Below are 255 nucleotides of genomic sequence, written 5' to 3' on the forward strand. Positions count from 1 at the left end.
TATTGTTGAGCATTTGTTTCGTCAATTTATAGTGGTCGATCTTGTCGCTAAGCATTTGGTTATAAATGAAGCGGGCACAACCAAAACAGTTCGCAAAATAGTTTTTTTGTTCTTCATTTGGGTAGAGCCGATACTTATAAGCTTTTAACATATTCTTCACCTCCTCTTACGCTTTGTCACTTGATTATACTGTAAAAATACCGTACAATCAAGTCGGAGGTGAGTATATGTCTGACAAAGAACGCGTAGAAATAC

At 36.5% G+C, this 255-nt stretch carries 1 protein-coding gene; it reads right to left on the reverse strand.

The window, feature by feature from the left end; genetic code table 11:
* The coding region (locus ACYQ2O_RS13310; protein ID WP_459796840.1) for a helix-turn-helix domain-containing protein at nucleotides 1–151 on the reverse strand (151 nt) is incomplete at its 3' end.
* Nucleotides 152–255: the final 104 nt, after the last annotated feature.

This window comes from Alkalibacterium sp. m-11 (assembly GCF_054658155.1).